This window comes from Bartonella sp. W8167, from assembly GCF_016100335.1.
GTDB classification, from domain to species: Bacteria; Pseudomonadota; Alphaproteobacteria; order Rhizobiales; family Rhizobiaceae; genus Bartonella; species Bartonella apis.
Genome location: NZ_JACFSQ010000005.1, coordinates 30,293 through 51,703, shown reverse-complemented (window position 1 = coordinate 51,703; position 21,411 = coordinate 30,293). Strand labels below are relative to the sequence as shown.

The 21,411-nt window shown below is 45.6% G+C and carries 14 protein-coding genes; 5 read left to right on the top strand and 9 right to left on the bottom strand.

Translation table 11 applies throughout. From position 1 onward, the window contains the following. Positions 1-187: 187 nt before the first annotated feature. The 6 genes from H3V12_RS10870 to H3V12_RS10845 all read right to left on the bottom strand — a co-directional run bounded on the left by H3V12_RS10870 (position 188) and on the right by H3V12_RS10845 (position 11,078). Positions 188-1,831, bottom strand: a complete 1,644-nt coding sequence (locus H3V12_RS10870) for a lactate permease LctP family transporter (protein ID WP_198214680.1) — start codon at positions 1,829-1,831, stop codon at positions 188-190. 680 nt (positions 1,832-2,511) lie between these two features. Further along, a complete protein-coding gene (locus H3V12_RS10865) occupies positions 2,512-3,366 on the bottom strand; it encodes a siderophore-interacting protein (protein WP_198214679.1) in 855 nt (284 codons plus the stop codon). A 446-nt stretch (positions 3,367-3,812) separates the two neighbouring features. Next, entirely contained in the window at positions 3,813-5,615 is a 1,803-nt protein-coding gene (locus H3V12_RS10860) for an ABC transporter ATP-binding protein (RefSeq protein ID WP_198214678.1), read from the bottom strand. Next, positions 5,612-7,486: an ABC transporter ATP-binding protein gene (locus tag H3V12_RS10855; RefSeq protein WP_198214677.1), complete on the bottom strand. Its 1,875-nt coding sequence runs from the start codon at positions 7,484-7,486 to the stop codon at positions 5,612-5,614. Before H3V12_RS10855 ends, H3V12_RS10860 begins: the two co-directional genes overlap by 4 nt. Positions 7,487-8,019: 533 nt before the next feature. Beyond that, positions 8,020-10,140 carry a TonB-dependent copper receptor gene (locus tag H3V12_RS10850; protein WP_246787567.1) on the bottom strand — a complete coding sequence of 707 codons (2,121 nt, stop codon included), beginning with the start codon at positions 10,138-10,140 and terminating at the stop codon, positions 8,020-8,022. Positions 10,141-10,634: 494 nt separating this feature from the next. Then, the gene (locus H3V12_RS10845) at positions 10,635-11,078 is read right to left on the bottom strand and encodes a hypothetical protein (protein WP_198214675.1); all 444 of its coding nucleotides are present in this window, start codon (positions 11,076-11,078) and stop codon (positions 10,635-10,637) included. A gap of 505 nt (positions 11,079-11,583) precedes the next feature. On the opposite strand from H3V12_RS10845, the gene H3V12_RS10840 reads away from it, so the two are divergent. After that, entirely contained in the window at positions 11,584-12,345 is a 762-nt protein-coding gene (locus H3V12_RS10840) for a dihydrofolate reductase family protein (protein ID WP_198214674.1), read from the top strand. A 313-nt stretch (positions 12,346-12,658) separates the two neighbouring features. Here H3V12_RS10840 and H3V12_RS10835 read toward each other — a convergent pair whose 3' ends face one another. From H3V12_RS10835 to H3V12_RS10825, 3 genes are all read right to left on the bottom strand, one after another. Then, positions 12,659-13,489: an SDR family oxidoreductase gene (locus H3V12_RS10835; RefSeq protein ID WP_198214673.1), complete on the bottom strand. Its 831-nt coding sequence runs from the start codon at positions 13,487-13,489 to the stop codon at positions 12,659-12,661. A gap of 412 nt (positions 13,490-13,901) precedes the next feature. Continuing rightward, positions 13,902-14,798 carry a LysR family transcriptional regulator gene (locus tag H3V12_RS10830; RefSeq protein ID WP_198214672.1) on the bottom strand — a complete coding sequence of 299 codons (897 nt, stop codon included), beginning with the start codon at positions 14,796-14,798 and terminating at the stop codon, positions 13,902-13,904. 407 nt (positions 14,799-15,205) lie between these two features. Continuing rightward, on the bottom strand, positions 15,206-15,970 hold the full coding sequence (locus tag H3V12_RS10825) for a GntR family transcriptional regulator (RefSeq protein ID WP_198215820.1): 765 nt from the start codon (positions 15,968-15,970) through the stop codon (positions 15,206-15,208). A 123-nt stretch (positions 15,971-16,093) separates the two neighbouring features. Between H3V12_RS10825 and H3V12_RS10820 the strand changes: the two genes are divergently transcribed. The 4 genes from H3V12_RS10820 (at position 16,094) to H3V12_RS10805 (ending at position 21,266) form a co-directional block, all read left to right on the top strand. Then, entirely contained in the window at positions 16,094-16,855 is a 762-nt protein-coding gene (locus H3V12_RS10820) for a 5-oxoprolinase subunit PxpA (protein WP_198214670.1), read from the top strand. 17 nt (positions 16,856-16,872) lie between these two features. Continuing rightward, positions 16,873-18,843: a 5-oxoprolinase subunit PxpB gene (pxpB, locus tag H3V12_RS10815; protein ID WP_198214669.1), complete on the top strand. Its 1,971-nt coding sequence runs from the start codon at positions 16,873-16,875 to the stop codon at positions 18,841-18,843. A 114-nt stretch (positions 18,844-18,957) separates the two neighbouring features. After that, on the top strand, positions 18,958-20,706 hold the full coding sequence (locus H3V12_RS10810; RefSeq protein WP_198214698.1) for a biotin carboxylase N-terminal domain-containing protein: 1,749 nt from the start codon (positions 18,958-18,960) through the stop codon (positions 20,704-20,706). Between the two features lie 272 nt (positions 20,707-20,978). Next, on the top strand, positions 20,979-21,266 hold the full coding sequence (locus H3V12_RS10805) for a DeoR/GlpR transcriptional regulator (RefSeq protein WP_198214668.1): 288 nt from the start codon (positions 20,979-20,981) through the stop codon (positions 21,264-21,266). Positions 21,267-21,411: the final 145 nt, after the last annotated feature.

The following is a 21,411-nucleotide window of genomic DNA, read 5'->3' as shown; positions in this document are numbered from 1 at the left end:
AAAAAAGTGCCTTATGAAAGAAATTATATTTCCAGTTAAACGCATTTTTGCGGAAGATCAGTCACATCTATTGTGCTTATTACTTCAGGAAATGCGAGTGAATATTCCACGGTGCCTGTTCTATTGGTGTGGAATATTTCACTCTTTTTATTTAAACAGGAAACATCCGGTAAAAGTAAAATCAATATTACGGGATCATCCACGGAAGAACATATCCCTGAAGCGTTGTCATAATACCGGCAATGGCACAAAGCCCCAGCGAATATTTGACAGTATAGCGGAAGAGGTCGGATTCTTTCCCGACAAGTCCGACAGCCGCACAGGCAATTGCAATCGACTGCGGCGAAATCATCTTGCCGGTAACGCCGCCCGTACTGTTGACTGCAACAAGCAGAACATCGGAAACGCCGATCTGATGGGCTGTTGTTGCTTGCAAGGCACCGAACAGAGCGTTGGAAGACGTATCCGAACCGGTCACAAAAACGCCAAGCCAGCCGAGAAATGGTGAGAAGAACGTAAAACTTTTGCCCGTCTGTGACAAAGCCAGTGCCAAAGTGGAAGAAAGCCCCGAATAATTGGCAATAAAAGCAAAAGCAAGAACAATACCGATCGAATAAATCGGAAGGGCAAGTTCTTTCAGCGTCATGCCGAAAACGCCAATGGCGCGAGCGGGACGCATTTTTAAAACAAAAGTACTGACGACAGCTGCAAGGATAATTGCGGTGCCTGTGGCTGAAAACCAGTCGAATTTATAAACAGCGCTGATTTTGGAATCGGTTGCAACAATAGGCGCGGTTTTGACTATAATATTATTGAGGAATGATACGTCGAAACTTAACACCCAGCTTTCGAGCGCCCCGCCTTTGGCAAAAAGTTTTTTGAAAGGCGCAATGCTCCAAACCATAACAAAAATTGTCAATATGATAAAAGGCGACCATGCCTTGATAATTTCTCCCGTTGAATAATGGGGAATTTCTTCTTTGGGGGCAGCTTCGCTTTCGTCAAAACGGAAAATGCGTTTTGGCTGCCAGAGGCGCAAGAAAAGCGGCAAAACAACGAGTGTTGCAATAGCAGCTGTAATATCAGGCAATTCGGGCCCGAAATAATTGGAAGTCAGGAATTGGACAATTGCAAATGTGCCACCACCAACAAGTACAGCTGGCCATGTTTCACGGACACCGCGCCAGCCATCCATGATAATTACGAGCATGAAGGGAACAAATACCGAAAGAAACGGCAATTGCCGTCCAGCCATCTGGCTTAACAAAAACGGATCGATATTTGAAACCTGTCCGGCAACAATAATCGGAATTCCCATAGCGCCGAAAGCAACCGGAGCAGTATTGGCAATAAGACAAAGACCGGCCGCATAAAGCGGGCGAAAGCCTAACCCTGCAAGAAGGGCAGCAGTAATGGCAACCGGTGCACCGAAACCGGCAGCGCCTTCAAGGAAAGCACCGAAAGCAAAACCCACCAGAATGAGCTGTAGGCGCTGGTCTTCGGTAATCCCCAAAATGGAATGTCGCACAATATTGAAGTCACCTGTGACAACCGAAATTTTATAAAGAAACACCGCGCCAACGATAATCCATGCAATCGGCCACAAACCGTAGAAAAACCCGTAGATGGCGGATGAAATTGCCGGTCCAATCGGCATGCCATAGACAAAAACGGCAATTAAAAATGACAGGATAACGGTAATTGTACCGGCGACATGTCCTTTCAAACGAAGAAGTGTCAAAGCCAGAAAGAAAAAGATTATCGGTATTGCGGCAATCAGTGCAGATAACCATAGATTGCCAACCGGAACATAATTCTGCATCCACGTCATTGTTTTCTCCTCCCAATACGTGTGCGGTAAATGTTGGTTGGTAAATAATAAGGCTGAAGAAAACTAAAACGTCAATTTATTTTAGATTAAAATTTGCATATATGAACTATAAATAGGCTTATAGTTGAAAATATGTGAGTAATTATTATAAAAATTATAAAAATGAATATTTTTAAAAGCAAATCCGGTTTTAAGGCATTTTCCATAATGTTTTATGATTTTTTGCGGCCAGAAGCCAAGCTTTCAAAAACAGGTTAAAAAATATCTGTGTTCCGCATTTGGCTAAGCAGACAGGCGCTCATCAACGCATAGCGCCAGTTTTTGAATAAAATACCGATCTACTCAAGAAGGAGTATGCTCTCGAAGAAAAGTCAGCTCTTGAAAAGTGATAGAGGCCGGTTTTTACGAGTGTGATTTTTGGGGGCTGGGTATGAGAATAAAAAGGGGACAAGAAAAATCCAATTCCTTTCACCTCTTTGACAGTCGATAAAAGCAGGGCAATTTTTAAAAACAGTTTAATAACTCAGTTTTTCAAGCCGGCACCGGCGACATACCGGCTTTTTTAAACTTATATTTGTTACCGCTCACCTTTCAAACGTCGGGGATTTATTATCGGTCGCTCTTCAGCGGCTGGGGAAATCTCGTGACTACAGGTGTTCCAGTGTTAGTCTCGCCACCGATCAAGCCGGAATGTCGAATTCATCAAAATCTTTTTCGGTTTTTCCCTGTGCAATAAGTTCGTTATAATATTTGCCGCGAATTTTCTCTATTTCCGAGCTGGCAAGCCCACGGCGCCAGTATCCGACGGCTTTGATATTCTGCTTTTTCACATTGCAGTTCTCCATGAAATGTTTCCTGATTGCACGGGCTTCTTCGCGTTCACAGGCAATCCAGATGGAGCAACCTTCTGCGGAGCTAATCTTTTCAGCCGAGTGAACAAGAAAACCGGTTTGCCCCGGATATTCTTCTTCCTTTCGCACATAGATATGTTTTTTGACCCCCTTTATATCGGGGAGTTCATCGGCTGCTTCTGCCGTTGCGGATTCGATATAGATTTCGGCTTCGGTATTTTCCGGCCAATGGGAAAGAATGGAAAAAATGGCCGGAATGGCGGTTTCATCAGCATAGAGCTTCAGCTTTTTATTTTTATATTCTTCCGTTGAAAATTGCGGGCGTGGACCAATCAAATAAGCATGAGATCCGGCTTTCAAACTTTGAAGCCAATTGATAGCGGGGCTTTCCCCTTCATGTTTGACAAAATCGACTTCGATTTCATGTGTCGCGGGATTAAAAGAACGGATTGTATAAATCCGGTAAACCTTGCGGCCTTGACCGGTTTCGCCTATCTCGAAACGCACGGCAACATTTGCCTGTTGCCATTCAATCGGGTTTGTCGGGTTGATTGTTCCGGTCAGGCGGACGAGGTGGGAAAAAGGTTCATAAATCCGGTTGACCGTTAGTTCAAGACGCTCCATCCCGTCCATGTGGTTTTCCGGCGTGAGTTCAGCCGCATTCCTGTTTTTTGTCTTTTCCATCTCTTAAGCTCCCGCACCGATTGTTTTTTTTGGTTTTAAAAGTATAGATGAATAATAATGAATATAATAGTCAAGTTTTTAGTAAACCGGTATTGAAGAAAATATTCATCTCTGTCAATCAGGTTTTCATGTCGTTTACCGGATTGCTGGAAGTTTGCCAGAATGAACAGTGCTTATCCTTGGATGACCGGCCATTCCAGGAAATAGTGAGTTCCTTCAAATTGCGCCTGTTGGCGGATAAGGTGACGTGTAATTTTTCTATACAAAGCGTGCTCTCCAATTTTCGCATAAAGGGCAAACTACCGCATTCTTTCCCGCAAAGAGCGTGCTGTTGCATTTGGCAATTCTCGGGAACGAGGCTTGAAGATCAGCTCTTCCAGCCGGAAAAGCGTGAAATTTCGAGTGTGATTGGCAGCTGCTGGTTTCGCTTTTTGTTTGCCTTAGGATCAATTCAGAATGGCTGCGTTATGAGGCGACACTCCACGCGCTTTATTCTGGTTGTTCCATAATTTTTGATAGAGGCCATCGGCTTTTACCAACGTATCATGGGTTCCTTCTTCAACAATTTTCCCATTTTTCAGAACGATGATATGGTCGGCCCGACGAATGCTGTTCAGCCGGTGGGCAATGACCACGACTGTGCGGGTTCTGGTCAATGCATTCATGGCACGTTGGATCTCTGCTTCCGCCGACGGGTCAAGGCTTGCGGTTGCTTCATCAAGAAGCAATATCGGGGCGTTTTTCAAGAAAGCGCGGGCAATGGATATGCGCTGCTGTTCGCCACCCGAAAGCGAGCTGCCATGCTCGTCAAGTACAGTGTCATAACCTTCCGGCAATGCCATGATAAATTGGTGCGCCTCGGCCTGTTTTGCCGCTTCGATGATTTCTTCACGGCTCGCATCTTCCTTGCCAATTTTGATATTGTCAGAGACCGTTCCGGAAAAGAGAAGCACATCCTGAAACACCATGCCGATCAACTGATGAAGATTTTCGGTCCCTATGTCTTTAAGGTCGATATTGCCGATGGTGATTTTACCTTCCGTTCTTTCCCAAAGACGTGCGATAAGGTGGACAAAACTTGTCTTGCCGGCGCCGCTCGGGCCAACGATTGCCGTCAATTCCTGCGGCCTGATCGTACATGAAATATCATCAAGGACTTTGTTATTCGCTTCTTTTGCGTTGCCCGCTTCTTCTTTGTTATTTGCTTCTTTTTTATCATAGCTGAACCCCACATGGTCGAAACGGATTTCATAGTTTTCCGGCATTTTGGGATGTTGGGGTTCGGGCAAAGTCGGCTCATGAAGCAGTGCTTCAATACGTATGAGCGAACGATTGGCCAGACGCAACATCAACATTGCCTGACCGACTTCATATAATTGGCGGTAGACGGGCAATGCAATGATAAGGAAAATCAACAATTGAGAGACAGTGAGCTTGTCGTTTGCCAACCAATAAATGCCGAAAATAACCAGACTGATATAGCTCATTTCCAGCACAAAACCAAAGCATGACAGGAAAGGCGAGGTTCTCGTTTCGGCGTGGAACCATGCATTGCGCTGGTTGTCGAGAATTTTTACAAGTCTCTTCCAGCTATTGCCGAAACGTCCGAAGCTGCGAATAACAGTGATACTTTGCACATATTCAAGCAAAGCCGATTGCACGGCACTATTGGCTTTTCCAAGTTTCAGACCTGCGCTTTTTCCCATAGCGAGCGTCCATAACAAGGCAAGCAAAGTCAAAGGAAAGCCGCAAAGCATGACAATTGCCAGACGAAAGTCGACAAAGAAAAGAAAAATGGTCAGGAAAACCGGCATTGAAAAACCGGCAACAAATGGCTGGATGAAATGCGACCACATATGTTCGACAAAAGTAATATCGGAAGTCAGTCTTCCTGCAAGGTCGCCGCTTCTTTGTTTATTGAACCACCCCATGGGAAGTTTGCGCAAATGTTCTGCCACATTAAGGCGCGCTTCGCCCATCATTGTGAAAGCACCATTATAGATTTTCGGTGCACCTATCGCACTTGCACCGATGCGCAACAAAAAGCTCAAAACCATGCCGACCCCGAAGAAAATAGCGGCTTTGAATGTCAGCTCTTTGGCAAAGGCCTGTGTCAACATCATAAAAAGGAAGACAAAGGGAAGAGCTGCAAAAAAACCTTCGACAATCGTCCATAAAATGCCGTGAACGAGTTGTTTGTCGCGCGTTTTCGACAGCCGGAAACCGGACGTTAAAATATCGATTATCATGACTGCCCGCCTTTTTCTGCCAAATTATCCTGTTTTTTTGAAAGGGTTTTATTGTCTTGCCCGTTGGTGCCGGTTTTTTCTTCGGCTTCTCCTGCCTCTTCTCCGAGCGACCACTCTCCTGCCGAAAGCTGGTCTTGCCATAAAATCCGGTAGGTCGGGCAATTTTTCAAAAGCTCTTCATGGCGGCCTTCGCCCGCTAGCCTGCCATGATCCATCACAATAATCTTGTCGGCAGAAACGAGATTTTGCAAATGATGGCCGACAATGAGAACTGTGCGATTTTTATAAAGTGTTTCGAGAGCTTCGTGGATGAGGTTTTCATTTTCCGGATCAAGACTTGAAGTCGGTTCATCAAGAAGCAGGATTGGCGCATTTTTCAAAAAAGCGCGGGCAATCGAAAGCCTTTGGCGTTCGCCGCCGGAAAGTTGCGAGCCGCGTTCCTGAAGAAGCGTATCATAACCTTGCGGCAGAGCTTCGATGAAACCGTCTGCTTTGGCAAGGCGGCAGGCTTCTTTAAGTTCTTCATCACTCGCATCGGGTTTGGCAATGCGCAAATTATCGGCAACAGTGCCATAAAGGAGAACGACATCTTGAAAAACAATGCTGGTTTTATCGAGAAGGTCGTCAAGTCGCCAGTCGCGCACATCAAGCCCACCTATTGTTAAATGTCCATGGTCGAATTCATAAAGTCGCGCAACAAGTTTCAGAAGTGTACTTTTACCCGAACTGCTTGGCCCCACCAATGCCGTAACTTTATCGGCTTTTGCGCTAAAACTGACATGGTCGATCGCGAGCCTTTTGCCGTAACTATAAGAGACATCGTCAAAAACAATTTCATAGGGGCCTTCAGGCGTTTTGCTGTTGTGACTTTCGATAAGCGGTTTTGCAGTCAAAACCTCGTTGATATGATCCATCGCTTCGATATGATTCATTTTTTCATGAAGTGCCCCTGAAAGGGTCAATAAAGGTTCAAGCACCAGTGGCGAAAGAAGCAAAAATAACACAAAAGTAGCCGCGTCAAGTGAACCGTTTACATAGAATATGGCTCCGATCGGGGCGACCAGAACAAGATTGCCGCGCAGTAAAATAGCAAATGTCATAAACGAGCGTGTCACTCTGGCAGCAAAACTATGCGCCCAGTCAACCGCATTATGGATTGTCTTTGAAAGATTGCCAAAAGACCGCGTATCGAGACCGAAACTTTTGATAACGTTAACACCACGGATAAATTCGCTGATTTCGCCTGAAATTTTTTGCTGTAAACCAATCCATTCACGCATGTCATCGCCCATGCCGCGTGTCATCCACCATTGGGCAAAAAAGGCAATCGGCAAGGGGATTAAAACAATAATGGCAAGCCGCCAATCGGCAAAAAACAAAAGGATAAGAGCCGAAAGCGATACAATGGGCGCAGAACTCAGATTTGGTAAAATATGGGCATAAAGGCTTTCGAGACTGTCAATATCATCGTAAAGCGTGCGCCTGAGTTTTCCCGAAGACTGGCTTGCAAAAAACGACAGTGGAACCTCACCCAGTTTTTGGGCTGCTCTTTTTCGAAGTGTAAAGAGAATGGTGAAGGCCCCTTTATGGGCAAGCATGTCACTTAAAGATACGAATATCCATCTAAGCAGAACAAGGCCGGTTGCAACACCTGCAAGATACCAGAGTCTCGTCGGGTTGACCGTCGGTTTCAAAAGCTCGCCGGCAATAAGCGAAATCACATAGAAGGGCGCAATGCTCAAAGCCGCTGCAATAATGGCCGTGATGATAGCGAAGCCGGTAAAAAAACGCGAATAGCGCAAAAGTCCCAAAAAAGTTGCAGGCTTTTCACTGTCATAAACTGTCGGATTCATGGATGGTTGTTGGCTCATCACGGCTACCGTAAAAATTGTTAAAAATGGACTATGACTTATTTTTGATAATTTTGGTATAGTTTTATTTGTTGACCCACGAAAAACTTTTTATCCGTTTTGTTGTCAGCGATTTTTCATGTATAAATTTTAGTGTTCTGTGCGGAAAACGGAAGTTAAACTGGGTAATTCTTTTAAAAAATGCGCATAAATTTTATGCGCTTTCCATCAGGCTTTTGCCGCACGTATCACAATCAATCGTAAATATCGGACAAAAATTATTCTCGTCATCCATGTTCTAAGTCGAGAAAGATATTTTGCAGTAGAAAGCTTCAAGGAATTTCCGGACAGGTGAAAGGCTATAAATTGCCGTTTCGGCAGTTAAAAAAGATTTTTGTGTCAAGCTTGAAACATCAATTGGCGGTTTTGATACCTGTGGCACTCAATTCTGTTGTTTGATGAGGCATAATTTTTAAAAAATTATGCCTCACAACATAAGCTCAAATATAATGGGCAAAGTTTGATATTATTTGCCTTAACTCTACAAATAGATTTCAGAACTTGAAATCGGCTTTTGCCCAGAAGGTGCGTCCGGGCTCTCGCACTTGATAATGGGCGGGAAAACCGAAACCGGCATCGCCATCACGGTTCAGATGTTCATAATAATCCTTGTTGAAGAGATTATCGACTCCGCCGGTCAAAGCCACATTTTTTGAAATCTTGTAGCTGCCATTTAAAGAAAAAACACCAAAGCCCGCACTTTTATCAAAGTCTTTCCCCACAACATTGCCTTTATTTTCGGCAATACGCGGTTGATCGGCAACAAGCCTTAAAAGGCCGCCAATGCTCCATTTTTCTTTTTGATAGGTGAGGCCGAGCCTTCCCTCCAAGGGGGGAATTTGCGGCAAAGCTTCATTGTCAGTGGTGTTTTTCCCCCACGAATAGGCAAGGCTTGAATCAAACTTCCAGACATCGAAGAACAGATGGGAAAGCCCCAATTCACCCCCCATAATGGTGGCATCGACATTCGATGCTTTTGACTGCCCGCTTGAATAGTCGAAGAGAATATAGTCATCAATCCGGCCGACATAAGCGGATGCCCAGATGTTGCTATTTTCGCTACTATATTGCGCACCGAAATCAAGCTGGGTGGTTTTTTCGGGCTTTATACCGTCAAATGCATTGAGTGAGTTAGCGTCGGATTGTTTGGGAGAAAACAATTCCCAATAATCAGGGAAACGCTCGGCATGTCCAAGCCCGATATAGGTTGTAAGCGGTATTTGATTGAGGTCGCGCTCATAACGAAGAAAACCGCTTGGCAATGTTCTGTCGCGCTTGTCGCCATCTGTCGGACTTGTGCTTCTCTCATCCTTCACAGAAGCCCGATCAAGCCTGCCGCCAAAAACAAGGCGTTGATTTTCGGCAAAGCTCCATGTTGCTTCGCTGAACAGCCCGTAATTGAAAAATACCGCATCCTTATCCCAACCGTTAATGCTCATCATATTGCGGCTTTTTCTTTTGCGGTGGGTGTTGGTTTGAATATCAAACCCGCTCACGAGTGATAAATCGCCAAAATCCCAATTGGTGGTAAAGTGGCCGCCCATGGTGCGCCGGTCAAGGCGCGATTCCATCGGTATAGACGACATATCCATTGCGCCCATGCCCCCCATTCCGCCCATGCCGTTCATGCCACCTATGCCGTTCATGCCACCCATGCCGGTCATCGGATTTCCGCCCCCGCTCATGGCATTTCCCATCATATGGTTCGTATCCATTGCCCCCATAGCCGACATATGCCCCATATGACCGGTGCCCGTTTTGCCTGTATTTGTCACACCGATTGGCAGTGGCAAAGCGTTGGTCGCAAGGTGACGCAAACGGAAATTATCCATAATGTGATCGGCATAATTATAGTAAAATTGCGCGTCGACCTTGGTGAGCCGGTCATTGATATTTTCTTTGATGAATTTGGCACCAAGCGATTCCCGCTTGAATTGGCTGCCATCCATAGCGCGGCCTGCATAGCGGGCTTCACCATCACCACCGCCGCCGGAAAGCTCGAACAATGTATTTTCGTCTGGAGTGAACCCCAAAAACATATCGCCATTCCATTTATCCCATTTTGAGGGAACAATATTGCCATCACCATCATGATAATCATGGGAAAGTGCTTTATTACCGATAATCCGGACATAGCCGGGGCGTGCCCCGACAGTGCCATCAAGGCGGGATTCAAAACGGCTATTGGAACCGATGACAATGCTGGAATCGCCTTTGACGGTCGGTTTGTCAAAATGCTGCGGGTCGCGTTCAAACAAAATTGTTGCCGCCGAACCGGTGGGGCCATAGCGCACGGTTTGAGGCCCCTTCACAACCGTCAGCCGGTCATAGCTTTCAGGCGAGATATAGGATGTCGGATTATCCATCCGCCCCGGACAGGCGCCCATAATCGTGCTGCCGTCATTGACAATATTAAGACGCGAGCCGAATTGGCCTCTAAAAACGGGGTCGCCATTGGTGCCGCCATTGCGAATGGTTGCAAAACCGGGAATAGTTTTAAGATAATCGGCACCATCCGAAGCGGGAATAGGCTGGCGTGGGTCTTTCGGATTGGTAACAACAGTGACCGGTGAAGACATGGCTGCCGATGTAACGATTACGGGTTTTAGAACCATGTTTTCTTTTTCTGCAGCCTTCGCTGCCTCTTTTTGTTCGGGACTTATTGGCAGGGTTTGAATCGGCGTTATCGTGCTATGCTCGTTATTTGCAACCGTTTCGGCTTTTGCGCCCGTCGGCATTATGATGAGCAAGGTGGAAAGAGAAGCAATGGCACCAATTGCGGCAGACGATGATTTTAATGCGTCCGAGCGCACGGAAAACTGCTTATAGGTTTGAAAGAGAGAATCCATTTTTTAAAAATCCATGAAAAAAAGTGGATTGAAACTTTGTCAGGCATGGAAAACAAACAGGAATTGCCATGAAAGGCATTCTCTGAGCCTCGTTTTTGTGAGGCTTTAAACCATGCGTTTTGACAGGTGAAAAAAACAGACTGACAGGTTTTACAATTACAATCGAATACTCAAAAAAAATAGCAGCAGTGACTTGCGCCACGTCGGCAAAAAACGCGGCCATTTTTTTAAAAATTCGATGTGATGATCTATTGAATTTGTCAGCTTATGAGTGACAATGGCGGGGAACGCGGCGAGGCGTTGGATTTTACAAAAAACGTGCCGAAGGTTACCGCATCATAGGGCAGTAAAATCTCGACCAAAAAAAGATTATGTTCGCCGATTTCAACACTATCGGGCGGGGTGAGCATTGATGCGCCGATGCGGCAGGCATGACATGCACCCAGTTCATGACATGAATTGTCATTATGGTGTTTTTTGCTTAATTTTTGCGGTTTTGAAGTTGCGTTTTTCGAGCAAATGTCGCCTTCAGAAACCATATGCGAATGGTTCTGCCAAACGCTTTCATGATGGTGAGACGAGTGGGCTTCAAAACTGTTTGGTAGAACCGGAAAATTGCGATTATGGGCGAAGGCGAGGTTGAGCAGTGCGAAAATGCACAACACCCTGATAACCACGGAAAATGGTTTGCTCGTCCCGATCATTTCGCAAAAACTTTCCCTTTTAAGGAAACTATTCTCCAGTTTTGTTTTTTTTGCAAGATAGGCCAAAACAACCAACGGGATTTTTTAAAAAAATGTCAAAGAAGAGGGGGATAGAAGACCATCGGGAAGGTCAGGAATGAGGCTGTCAGAGGGAAATCGCACGACAAACGGGAAAGGGAAGCGAAAGGAGTGAGAAGGGAAGGTAGACGTCGGACTGAGGAAGGTTAAGCAATTTTGAGAAAGAGAGAGGCTCATTCGCGGATTCAAAGCTTATGATGTGCTTTTTTCCCCATATATCCGTTCGCTTTTTATTTTTGCGCGTTTTTTAAAGAAGACGTATTTTCCGGCAAATCCGCTTTTCCATTAATGAATTTTTCTAATAGGCCTTGTGAAAAAAGGCCGGTTTATGAGGGGGCTTCACGCGTTTATAGCTGAAGAAGACATTTCAAAGAGCCTTCGCTTATCTCATTGCTCTTTCATGGCCGCTTTATGTTCAGGAGAAATCATGCGCCCTTTTATAATTTGCCATATGATGACATCGATTGACGGAAAAATCGTAGAAGATCATTGGTCCGCGCCTTATGACGGGAGCAAAAATGATGAGACGACCATTTCCTATTATGACCTTAGCGACAGTTTCAAGTGCGACGCGGAAAAGCTGGGGCGCGTTACCGTCCAAAGGCATTTTGCAAAGCAGGAATTCAATGACCCTCATCCTGTAAGAGTGATTGACCCGCAACCTTTTATTGGTAAGCGTGAAACAAAACGGTTATGCATTGTTGTCGATCGTCATGGGCGCATAAAATATGAGGGCGACAGAATTTGTGGCGAAAATATTATTGTCGTTTTGAGCCAAAAAATATCGCAAGCCTATCTGGAACATCTTCGTAGCTTGGGGATTTCCTATGTCTTCGCCGGTGAGGACGGAAATGACCTTGTGGAAGCCATGGAAAGTCTTGGGCGTTTCTTCAATATAAAACGAATTGTTTTGCAGGGTGGTGGCACAATTAACGGAGCATTTCTGGAAAACGGGCTTATCGATGAATTGAGTGTGATGATCTATCCCGGTATTGACGGGCGCAAAGCTGCACCTTCATTATTTGATTGGTCACCTCGCACGGATAATAGTGCAACGGGAGAAAAGGTTTTGGTGACAGAAAATCCGGCCGCCGGCCAGTCACTCGAATTGCTGGAGGCAAAAAACGCCGGTCAGGGTGTCATTGCACTACGCTATAAAATACACCACGAGAAAAATAGCAAACAATAGTGCTGAACGGAATAGATCGGGCTTTCGGCCAAGGATTTGCTAGTTGAGGGGTGAGAAAAACGTAATCATTTAACGGTTACAGCATGAAAAAAAAGACACGACAATTCAGCCGAACGCAATTGATCTTTTGGCTAAAAATGTTTCTTCTGACTGAAACGGCAGTTCTTTATAGTCGGCTTTGCCGGAGATTTAAGAAAATTGCGATGACAATCAGGAACGGGGGTATTTTATTCAAACACCCGTTTTATTATTCAGACACTGATTTTTATTGTCTTCAGTTACCCGTTTTATAAAAGGCGCTGTTTCATCCCGCTTAAAAATCAGTTGAAGCGGCGAGTTGTTCCTGCTCTTTGAAGTCTTCAAGCCGTTTTTTTAAAACCTCGATGGTGGTTTTTAAAGCACCTGAGCCGAGCACTACACGTAACGGTGCGGGCGTTATATCAACACTTTCGATAATGCGGGCAGCCATACGCTCCGGATCCCCTGCGGCTAAGCCATTTTTCCGATCAAGCATTTTCTGGAAAGCATGGGCGGGCGTGTTGTCATAAGCTTTTATAGGCTTGGCAATTTTTGCGCTTTTATAGCGAAATTCGGTTCTTGCTCCACCGGGTTCGACAATGGTCACGCCAATATTGAATGGCGCCATTTCTTGTGAAAGCGAGTCACAAAATCCTTCTATGCCCCATTTTGTCGCATGATAAAGCGAATTTCCGGCAAAAGCGACTTCGCCCCCATAGGAAGAAATCTGAATGATGCGCCCTTGTTGTTTTTTCCTCATAACGGGCAAGAAGGCACGTATAAAGTCGATCGAACCGGTGAGGTTGGTTGCGATAATATCGTCAATTTCTTCATCCGACAATTCTTCGGCAGCACCGAACAATCCATATCCGGCATTGCTGACAATCACATCAATTGTTGAAAACAATTCTTCCGCTTTTTGCCCAAGTTGTTTCACAGCCTTCCGGTCTCTCATATCTAAAATTTCGACATGAAATTGATCAGGATAACGGGCAATCAAGTCTTCGACAGGTGCCGTTTTGCGCACAGTTCCCAATATGTTATCGCCGTGGCTTAAAACCTGTTTGACCATTTCATAACCAAAACCGCTTGAGACACCGGTTATTACCCAGTTGCGTTTGACCATTTTTTGAAACCCTTTGACAAAAATGCATTTTCAAAGTTGCACTATCTTTGATCGACTATGCGCGGACGCTCATTATGATCGAGATTAATCCGAAAAGCACTTTTTTTGAAAGCGGGCGCAAGAAACTAGGCTTTATGCAAAATTTTCATAAAACAAGCTGATTTGCCAATTTTTGGCCCTCGAAGTTTATCGGTCAAAAAAATAGTTTAAGTCGTCAATATAAAAAAAGAGTCTCAGGCGGAGGTGGTAGAAATATCAGGGAAACAGGAAAACAAATCTGCAACAATGCAACACTGGGAGGTTTAGCGGACAGGATGAAAAACGCGATGGAAAAAACCGGAATCGTGCATGGAACGAACCTTTTTAGAGGCCTTCTCGGAAATTGAAATTCAAAATGTGTGGGCGCATAATCTTATAAAGCTTTATAGCGCAAACAATCGATAACCAGTTGAAAAGCGGCGGTATGTTGGCGCCGTGTCGGATAATAGAGATAATATCCCGGAAATGGCGGGCAATAATTTTCAAGAATGCGTTTAAGCCGCCCGCTTTCCACCCGTTCGACCACAGCATCTTCGGTTGTGTAGGCGATGCCGAAACCGGCTTCGGCAGCATCCAATGCCTGATCGATTGTGTTGAAGCTCAATTGCCCTTCGACCCTTATTTTACATTCATGGCCATTTTCTTCAAATTCCCAAACGTAAAAGCCGCCGGATGTCGGCAATCGAAGATTGATGCACTGATGTTCAAGAAGATCACGCGGCGTTTCCGGAATGGAATGGTTTTCAAGATATTGTGGTGAGGCGACAGCTGCCATGCGTAAATCCGGCCCGATTTTTAGCGCGATCATGTCCTTTTCGACCTGTTCACCAAGCCGCACACCGGCGTCGAAACGTTCGGCCACAATGTCGGTCAAGGCATAATCAATCGAAATTTCGAGATGAATATCGGGATATTTTGCAAGAAGCGGGTAAAGCTTGGGCCATAAAATGGCTTTTGCCGCATAATCGGGCGCGGTTATGCGGATTGTGCCGGATGGGTGGTCGATTGTCTCGCAAAGGTTTTTAAGCTCGCTTTCCATCTCCACAAGATGGGGCGTATAAAGTTCGAGAAGCCGTTCGCCAATATTGGTCGGTGCAACCGAACGTGTGGTGCGGCGCAACAATTGTAAATGGAGACGTTCTTCCAGATTTTTTATCGAATGGCTCAAAGCCGATTGCGAAATATTGAGCTTGCGGGCTGCCTTGGTAAAGCTTTTTTCTTCGGCAACAACCATAAAGGCCATAAGATCGGCGATATTTTCTCGAAGCATAGGTGCGCCCTTTATTATCATGATAAAACGGGTCTAGCATGAGTAACACATTGAGCTACTCCGTTTCGACAAAAGCAACATCCATATTTGCCTTGAAGCCGTTCCGGAAGCAGTGCTGAACAGTTTGAATAAAACAGAATATATAAAGGACAAAGGCAAAATTGAAGTGAAAACCATTGTCACATTATCCGGCAATGAGAGGCGATATTCTACAAAGCAATGTGACGTTCAATTTTTCATGCCGCAAATAATATGCACAGAATAACGGGTTGCGAAAATAACCGGCACTTGCGCGCAAAAACACGGTGAAGAATGCCGGTGTGAGATACACGACGTGAAATCACGAGCTGAAATACACTCAGCAAGAGATAAGCCAAAGATAACAATAGAACGGAGAGAAGGGGGAGTTATTTTTGCAGTGCTCTATAGGCTCTGACAATCATCCTTTCGGATTGTTTGAGATAGGCCTTGAGAAGGCGTGCAGCTTTTTTCGGCTTTTCTTTTTTTAAGCCTTCGACGATATCGCGGTTCATGGCAACAAAAGGCTGATGGAGCGATTGTAAATCGGTAACCAGACCGAAGATTAGCCGCAACTCGATTGTGATTTCGGAAAATAACCGGTCAAGCCGCGGACTGTTGCCAAGGCTTACCAGCAATTGGTGAAATTCCATATCGGCAGTACCGACATCCTGCCATTTTTCTTCTTCACAAAGTTTTTCTGCTTTTTCAACCACCTTGTCCATCAAAACGATAGAGGGATGAGGAAAATTCATGTTGCGCACCGCGCCCACTTCGATAATGCGGCGCGCATTGTAAACATCGACAATCGTATTGAAGTCGGGAACTGTCACAAAAACACCGCGATTGGCACGATATTCGGCAAGTCCGTTTTTGGTGAGTATCCGGAATGCTTCCCGCAATGTATTCCGTGAAACCGACAATTTTTTTGCAAGCATTGCTTCGCTTAAATGTTCGCCCGGATGATATTGGCCACTGATAATGCCTGTTTCAATCGCTTTGACTGTTTGGTCTGCAAGCGATATTTCGTCTTTGCCGGTTTTCATAATCCTTCCCACCCCTCGATTTTTAACCGAGCGCAAGCGCTCGCGCAAAGTCTTGAATTGAAATGCATAAAACCTGATAGCAAAATCGCAATCCTCCCGTTTCGACATCCTCCAAATATATTTACAAGTTTATTTGAGAAAGAACATGATTGCAATGTCTAACAATCAAAGTTAGATTGTTCAACAATATAAAATAAACAAAAATCTATATTCGGCAAAAGGGAGGTTAGAATGAAATCAATTGATTTGAACAGCGATCTGGGTGAAAGTTTTGGTCCATGGAAAATGGGCGAAGATAGCGAAATGTTGTCTATTGTTACCAGTGCCAATGTTGCTTGTGGTTTTCATGCTGGCGACCCTGCCGGTATTTTACGCACACTCGAGGCGGCCAAGAAGAATAATGTGCGCGTTGGTGCCCATATCGGCTATCGTGATCTTGTAGGCTTCGGGCGCCGCAATATGGACCCGACCGATAGTGAATTGACGGGCGACGCCATTTATCAGATCGGGGCGCTTATGGGGCTTGCCAAAGCGGCAGGAACCAAAGTTTCATATGTGAAGCCGCATGGCGCACTCTATAATACAATTGCCCATGATATGCGTCAGGCGAAAGCCATTATCAATGCGATCAAAGCGGTCGAGCCGTCACTCGTTCTTATGGCCTTGGCAGGGTCGCCTCTTATTCCTTTTGCGCGTGAAGCCGGACTTGTTGTGGTGGCTGAAGCTTTTGCCGACCGTGCCTATAAGAGTGATGGGACACTTTTATCCCGCCGCGAAAAAGGTGCTGTGCTGAGTGACCCCGCTAGCGTTGCCGAACGTATGGTGAAATTTGTCGAGATAGGAAAAATTACCGCGATTGATGGCAAAGAGATTAGCCTTGATGCACAGTCAATCTGCCTTCATGGCGACAGTCTGAGTGCCGTATTAATGGCCAAAGCTGTCAAAGCCGGTCTTGAAAAAGCCGGAGTTTCTTTAAAGCCATTTGTTGATTGAGGGAGTGTCTTTTTCCCATGCGCTTTCTTGGTGTCAATAATTCGGCTTTTCTGATCGAGCTTGCCGATCTTGAAGAAACATTGGCTTTGTTTGACCGCCTGCAGCAAGAAATTCGGCGCGGAGAGAAAGATCTGCAAGGCCAAGAAAATCTTCAAGTTCAAGAAAGTTTTCAAGCTATTGTCGAAATTATTCCGGCAGCGCGAACTTTGCTCGTCAGGTTTGATCCCGCTTTTGCCGATGAAAACACATTGGAGACACAAATTGCGGGATTGAAACTCGAAAAAGGACAACAAAAAAGCGGCAAACTTGTCGAAATACCGGTTGTCTATGACGGAGAAGATCTCGACGATGTTGCAGCTCATTTAAAAATTGACCGTGAAGAGGTTATCCGTCGTCATACGGAAAGTCATTATCAAGTTGCTTTTTGTGGCTTTGCTCCCGGTTTTGCCTATTTGACGGGTGGCGATCCCATTTTTAATGTTCCAAGACGCACATCACCACGAAAATCTATTCCCGCCGGTTCTGTTGCACTTGCAGGAAAATTCGGTGGTGTCTATCCACAACCGAGCCCCGGTGGCTGGCAATTGATCGGGCGGACAGATGTTAAAATGTTTGATCTCGACCGCGAACCGCCTTCACTTCTAAAACCAGGGGACAGAGTGCATTTTGTCGATGTGACAAAAGATTATTCTGCGCATTCCAAAGGGACGACAAGCTTTTCCTTATCCCGAAAGGGAAAAGTCGGAACTCTTTCCGAAAAACAAATGAAAAATGACAGGATTGAGATTGCCGAACAGGAAAAATCACAAAACTTTTTTTCGCCTGACGATGGAAAACTATTGCCGGATAGGTCGGGTAGCAAAGCTTTAAAGAGCATTGCTTCAACGAACGCCGCAGAGCAGAATGAAAAAGCCGGTGTAACAAAAACGGGTAGTGGAGCCGAAGCAACAGAAATCGGGAAAACAACGGGCATCGGGAAAACGGGTAGTCATGACAACGGAATATCAGCCACCGAAAGAACTCTAAAGCCTCAAGTAGATGCGGTTTTCAAATTGCTAACAACATTGATGCCGGTTACATTTCAAGATCGCGGGCGTTTGTTCCAATCTTCTCAAGGGCTTTCCCCTTCAGGGGCACTTGACCAGAAAGCAATGGCCAATGCCAACCGGCTTGTCGGTAATTCTCTTGAACAACCTGTGCTGGAGTTCACCTATGGGAATGCGCGTATAAAAGCATTGCAACCATCGGTTATTGCTTTTACCGGTGCGAACCTGCCAATTACTGTCAAAACAGCAAAAGGCACAGTTTTTGTTTTTGAAAAAAACACACCGCTCTCTATTGATGAAGGTGATGAAATCATTCTTGGGCGGCCATTCACAGGCTTTCGTAGCTATATGGCGTTGCGTGGTGGCTTTAAAGTTGAACCGGTTTTAAAAAGTGCGTCTTTTGACAGTCTTTCCAATTTGGGGCCGAAACCGCTCGTGGCAGGTGACAAGGTCTTTATAGCCAATGATAGCGCTTTGCAGCCGGTTTTATTGACGCTTGATGACCCTTATTCCTTGCCGGAAGCAGGCGATAAAGTGGTGCTTGATGTGGTTATGGGGCCGCGTACCGACTGGTTTACAGAGCAATCAATTGCAATGTTTCTTGAAAAAGACTGGCAAGTGACGGCAGCTTCCAACAGAATTGGCATAAGATTACAAAGTGACGCCCATCTTGAACGCTCGCGAAGCGATGAATTGCCGAGTGAAGGCACAGTAACGGGTGCAATCGAAGTTCCTGCAAATGGCGAGCCGGTTTTGTTTTTGCGTGATCGGCCTGTTACCGGCGGTTACCCGGTTATTGCCAATCTTGTTGAAGATCAGATCGACCTTGCAGCACAAATTCCGATAGGGGCTTTCATAAAATTTCGTGCCGTCAAAAATTTTTATGATAGCGAGCAGAAAAGCTTGAAGAGCGGTGCCAATAAAACTTCAATAACATCATGAAATCAAATGGAAATAGCAAGAACCGGAAAACATAAAGGCGAAATACCGGCTTTGCGAAAAACAAGAGACAGGCTCGGTCAGAAAAATTATAAATTTACAGTGATGGGGACGTTCATGAAAAAAATACTGATTGCCAATCGTGGAGAAATTGCATTGCGCATTGTTCGTGCGGCACGCGATTACGGTCTATCTTCGGTTGCAATTTATGCCGATATCGACAGTTCGGCACCTTTTGTCAAAGAAGCAGACGAGGCTTTTCGTCTTAAGAGTGACAGGCCGGAAGAAACCTATCTCGATGGTAACAAGATTATTGAAATTGCCAAACGTTCGGGGGCTGATGCTATTCATCCAGGCTATGGCTTTTTGTCGGAAAGTGCCGAATTTGCGAAAGCCGTGATTGATGCCGGTCTCATCTGGATTGGGCCCGATCCGGAAGTAATTGATCTTTTGGGCGACAAGCTCAAAGCCCGTGCAGTTGCTAAAGAGGTAGGCGCGCCACTCGTTGCCGGTAGCAACGGCATGGTTGAAAGCGGCAAAGATGTTATCACATTTGCCGAAGAATATGGCTTTCCTGTTGCAATCAAGGCAGCGCATGGCGGCGGCGGGCGCGGCATGAAGGTTGTATGGAAACGGGAAGAGGCTGAAGAGCTTTTCCAGTCGGCTGTTCGTGAAGCGGTTCAGGCTTTTGGCCGTGGCGAATGTTATGTGGAACAGTTTCTTGATCGTCCCCGCCATGTGGAAGCGCAGGTAATTGCCGACAAAATGGGACATGTTGTGGTTCTTGGAACGCGTGATTGTTCGTTGCAAAGGCGCAACCAGAAACTCGTCGAGGAGGCGCCGGCACCTTTTATTTCAGAGGCCGTTGAACAACGCTTGCGAGAAGCGGCTACGAATATTTGTCGCCATGTCAATTATAGCGGCGTCGGGACAGTCGAATTCCTGTTGGGGCGCAATGATGTTGTTTCGTTTCTCGAAGTCAATACGCGGTTGCAGGTCGAACATCCTGTGACAGAAGAAACAAGCGGGCTTGATGTGGTGGTTGAACAATTCCGTATTGCCGAAGGTTTGCCTTTGAGCATTAATAAAACGCCTTCCCCCATCGGCCATGCCATTGAATTTCGCATCAATGCCGAGGATGTTGGACGCGGATTTTTGCCGTGCCCTGGAAAAATTACAAAGTTTTCGCCACCGTCTGGTCCCGGTGTGCGGCTTGATAGTGGCGTTCGTGAAGGCGATGTTGTAGCCCCGCAATTTGACTCGATGATTGCAAAATTGATTATTACCGGAAGAACCCGCGAAGAAGCGTTAAAGCGTGCCGCACGAGCTTTGAAAGAGTTCACAATCGAAGGTGTTGCAACAGTCTTGCCGTTTGACCGGCTTGTTGTTCACCATCCTGATTTTATTGGAGAAAACGGCTTTAAAGTTTATACACGCTGGATCGAAAACGATTTTGCCGAAAAATTGGCTATGGAAAGCAGAGCCGATAAAATTGAGCCGCAAATTGAGCGTTTCGATATTGAAATCGACGGAAAGCGGGTGGAACTCGGTTTGCCCTTCCGGTTTTTGAAATTGCTTGAAGGGGCGGGAAGTGCAGTAAATGGTGCACAAAATCCGCAATTCGATAGTGGGAAACAAGTGAAGGTCGATAAGGGCGCTGGTGATATTGCTGCACCAATTCCCGGAACAATCAAGGCTTGGCTCAAAAAGCAAGGCGAAAAAATAGAAGAAGGCGCAACGGTTGCGGTGATGGAAGCCATGAAAATGGAGACTGAAATTAAAGCCGAAAAAAGCGGAACACTGGAAATTGTAAAACCGGCTGGCAGCATCACCAATGTCGGGGAAGTGATTGCCCGTATCCGCTAGGAATCGCAACCTTTAAAAAATCGGTACTCGGAATTTAAAACCGTTTTTAAAACGGAGAAGCCAAGAACGGGAAAACTGCCGGTTTGGTAGTTAGGACAAGCGTGCCGAGAGAAAGACCAGCCTATAGAAAGAGGCTGGTTTTCTTTAAGAATGATGATTGTTACAAAATCGAACAATGTTGCCGAAATTTTGGGTGTCCATCCGCACCATGATGTGTTTCGTGAGCATTAGTTACAAGTGCGAACGAAGCTCGAATATCGGCCTGCTTGCGCTTGAATAAATCAAAATTTCATGCCCGTTTTGCAGTTTTAACCGTTGCTGTTGTCAGCAACAGTGCGGTTTCCGGTTTTGACCTTTCGGCGACGGAAGTCGCCCGTGCAAAGACTGCTCATTCGAGAAAGTTAATCATACTTGCCGATCATTCAAAATTTTCCAAGCCGGAGCCATCCGCGGTTGCACCTATGGAAGATATTGATTATCTCGTAACTGATAAAAAGCCCGATATGATGTCGGATGAAAATTATAACAGTTTGGCGGCAAAGTTCTTGTGCGGCTCTTGATCCTTGTTGCCAAAACCGAATTGTTGTTTTGGCGTTCTTCGGGAACATTGACGTTTCCGAAACCTTCACCAACAATGCAGGAAAGAGTTGGAAAGGTTACCCGTGTTACCTAAAAATGATTGTTCTAACCCTTTGCCGGAACATT